This is a genomic window from Streptosporangium sp. NPDC005286, from assembly GCF_040607515.1.
Taxonomy (GTDB): domain Bacteria; phylum Actinomycetota; class Actinomycetes; order Streptosporangiales; family Streptosporangiaceae; genus Streptosporangium.
Window position 1 is genome coordinate 1 of record NZ_JBEXGU010000351.1, and the last position, 3425, is coordinate 3425.

The window sequence follows — 3425 nt, forward strand, 5'->3', positions numbered from 1 at the left end:
CCCAGCGACTCCCACACCGCCGCCAGCGACACCATCACCGCGAACGACACCGGCTGCACCACATCCACCCGATCCAGCCCCGGCGCCCCCTCCACCTGCCGGACCACATCCAGCAACGACCACTGCACGAACGGTTCCAACGCCGCCGCACACTCCGCCATCCGGCGGGCGAACACCGGCGACTCCTCCAGCAGCCGCGCGCCCATCCCCACCCACTGCGCCCCCTGCCCCGGGAACACCCACACCATCCGACCGTCCACATCGGCCACACCCCGCACCACACCCGCCGCCGAGTCGCCGGAAGCGACCGCGGCCAACCCCGCCAGCAACTCCTCGCGATCCCCGCCGACCACCACCGCCCGATGCTCGAACGCCGACCGCGACGTGGCCAGCGAGAACGCCACATCGGCCGGCCCCAACTCGTTACCCTCCTCCACATACACCGCCAGACGGCCCGCCCACGCCCGCAACGCCTCACCCGACCTGCCCGAGATCACGCATGGCATCACACCCGGCACCGGCGCCGCGTCCTCCACGCCAGGCTCGGCCTGCGGCCCCTGGTCGAGCTCGTCCAGATAGCGGGCGAGAGCCGCAGAGGTCGGGTGCCGGAACACCGCGCTCGCTTCGATCTTCTTGCCGGTGCAGGCGCGCAGCCTGGCGCGCAGGTCAATCAAGGTCAACGAGTCCAGGCCGAGGCGGGTGAACTCACTGTCCGGCGCCACCGCTTGCATACCAGGAAGGCCCAGGGCCCTGGCCACCTCGGTCCGGACGAGATCCAACGCCGACAGCGGCTCGGTCCGGACATCGGCTTCGATGGGGCTGGGGGGCATGGTGTGGTGGGCCACCCGCGGCCAGAACCGCTGCCGTTGGAAGGCATATGTGGGCACGGCGCACCGCCCGCCCGGAATCACGGCTGCCCAGTCCACCGCGACGCCGCGCACATGGAGTCCTGCCAGCGCGTTGACCAAGCTGGACAGTGAACCGCAGGCCCCCGGTTCGACAACGACGTCGTCCTGCCCGAACGGCCGAACCCGGTATTCAGCGACACGAGGGTCCTGGGCCTTGGCGATGACCAGTTCGTAGGCGTCATCCAGCGACAACGCCCCGGCCACATACGCGGCGGCGACCTCGCCACCCGAATGGCCGCGGACTTCCGCCCTCACTCCCCAGGACTCCAGCAACCTGAACAACGCCACCTCGAACGCGAAACCACTTTCCTCCCCGAACCGGCTGCCGATCTCGGCCGACCCTGCCGCGAACACCGGGAACTGAGCCAGCTCACGGCCCATCTCCGTGCACGCGGTCGCGCCGGCGAACACGATCGTCGGTACCACCGGCTTCTCAACCACACCACGGACAACCAACTCATGGTCTTCGCCTCTCGCGAGAGCGGCGAGGGCGTCAAGGTTGCCGTCCAGCACCGCCGCACGGTACTCGAAGTGCGTGCGAGACACCGCAAGCGGTCGAGCCACACGCGAGTCAGGGTCGGCCGCCAGGAGGCGTTCCGCCTGTGCGCCAAGGGCATCGGCGGTGCGGCCGGACAGCAACCAGGGCAGCTTCCCTCGGCTGGACGGATTCCCGGACTGTTCGCCTTCTTCAAGAATGACGTGTGCGTTGGTCCCGCTGATTCCGAAGGCGGACACCGCACCGCGTCGTGGACGCCCGTTGGTCGCCCACGGCACCGCACCGGTCGCCAGCCTGACCGAACCGGCCGACCAGTCCACCCGAGACGAAGGCTCGTCCACATGTAGCGTCCGCGGAAGAATCCCGTGCCGCATGGCGAGGATCAGTTTCACTATGCCTGCCACACCCGCGGCCGCTTGGGTGTGCCCCAGGTTCGACTTCACCGAACCGAGCCACAACGGCCGGTCCCGGTCCTGACCGTAGGTCGACAGCAACGCGTCGGCCTCAATCGGGTCTCCCAGCCTGGTTCCGGTGCCGTGTGCCTCTACAACGTCCACATCGGACACGGATAGGCCGCTGGAGGCCAACGCCTGGCGAATGACACGTTGCTGCGCGACGCCGTTCGGTGCGGTGAGCCCGTTCGAGGCGCCATCCTGGTTGATGGCACTGCCCCGGAGCACTGCCAACACCTCATGGCCCTTCGCCCGCGCGTCCGACAGCCGCTCGACCACAAGCATGCCCACGCCTTCAGCCCACCCTGTCCCGTCGGCCGCGTCAGCGAAAGCCTTGCAACGCCCGTCGCCGGACAGCACTCCTTGCCGGGTTAACTCGACGAACAATTCTGGCGTCGTCATCACTGTGACGCCGCTGACCAGGGCGAGCGAGCACTCCCCGGACCGGAGTGACCGAGCGGCCAGATGCAGGGCGACCAGCGCCGAGGAGCACGCGGTGTCCACGGTGAGCGCCGGACCGGTGAAGCCATACGTGTAAGCAAGCCGCCCAGACGCCACGCTCGCCGCGCTGCCAATGCCGGCGTAGCCACCGAAGTCACCTTCAGACTGGGCCAGCAGCGTCGGGTAGTCCTGGCCGTTGGTGCCAATGAACACGCCCACGTCACTACCACGCAGGGTCGCGGGCACGATGCCGGCTTGTTCCAGTGCCTCCCACGAAGTCTCCAACAGCAGTCGCTGCTGGGGGTCCATCGCCAGGGCCTCACGGTGGTTTATCCTGAAGAATCCCGGGTCGAAGTCGGCGACTCCGGCGAGGAACCCGGCGGATGTAGTGGCACTGCGGCTCACCAAGGTCGTCAGATCCCAGCCGCGGTCCTCAGGGAAAGAGGACAGCACTTCACCTCCATCGGCCAGCAACTGCCACAGTTGCTCAGGAGTGTCGATTCCCCCTGGAAAACGGCACGCCATACCGACAATGGCGACCGGGTCGTCGTGGTCGGCCCTCGCCTGAGGCTGGCTGATGTCCGGAGCGGCGCCGTGGATCCGCGACCAGAGATGGGTAATCAGCTCATCAGCCGTCGGATGGTCGAACACCACGGTCGCGGGTAGCGCCAGCCCGATGCGTTTCGCCAGGCCGTTGCGCAACTCCACAGTAGTGAGCGAGTCAAAGCCCAGGTCCTTGAAGGCGCGGTCACCACCGATGTTCACACCGTCCGCGTGGCCGAGGACAGCCGCGATCTGGTGGCGTACCAACTCAGCCAGGGCGTCCTTGCTGTGCAGGCGCCGGCGTTCACCCGCGTCTTCGCCGCCACCGGCGACCGCACGAGCCACCCGCCTCGCCGGTGCCAGCCCTCGCAGCAACGCCGGCACCTCGCCGCCGCGGCCCCGCAACACCTCCACCTCCACCCGCAGCGGCACCGTCATCGCCGCATCCGCCCGCACGCTCACATCGAACAGCCGCAACCCCTCGGCGGCAGACAGCGCCGGCAGCCCCAGCCGGGCCAGCCGGTCCCGGTCGGCGTCGGACAGCCCGGCGCTCATCCCGGTGGCCACATCCCACAGCCCGTACGC

Annotated in this window: 1 protein-coding gene; it reads right to left on the bottom strand. The window is 68.7% G+C overall.

The window, feature by feature from the left end; genetic code table 11:
• A partial coding sequence (locus ABZU75_RS45870; RefSeq protein ID WP_355569703.1) for a beta-ketoacyl synthase N-terminal-like domain-containing protein occupies positions 1-3395 on the bottom strand: 3395 nt, incomplete at its 3' end.
• Positions 3396-3425: the final 30 nt, after the last annotated feature.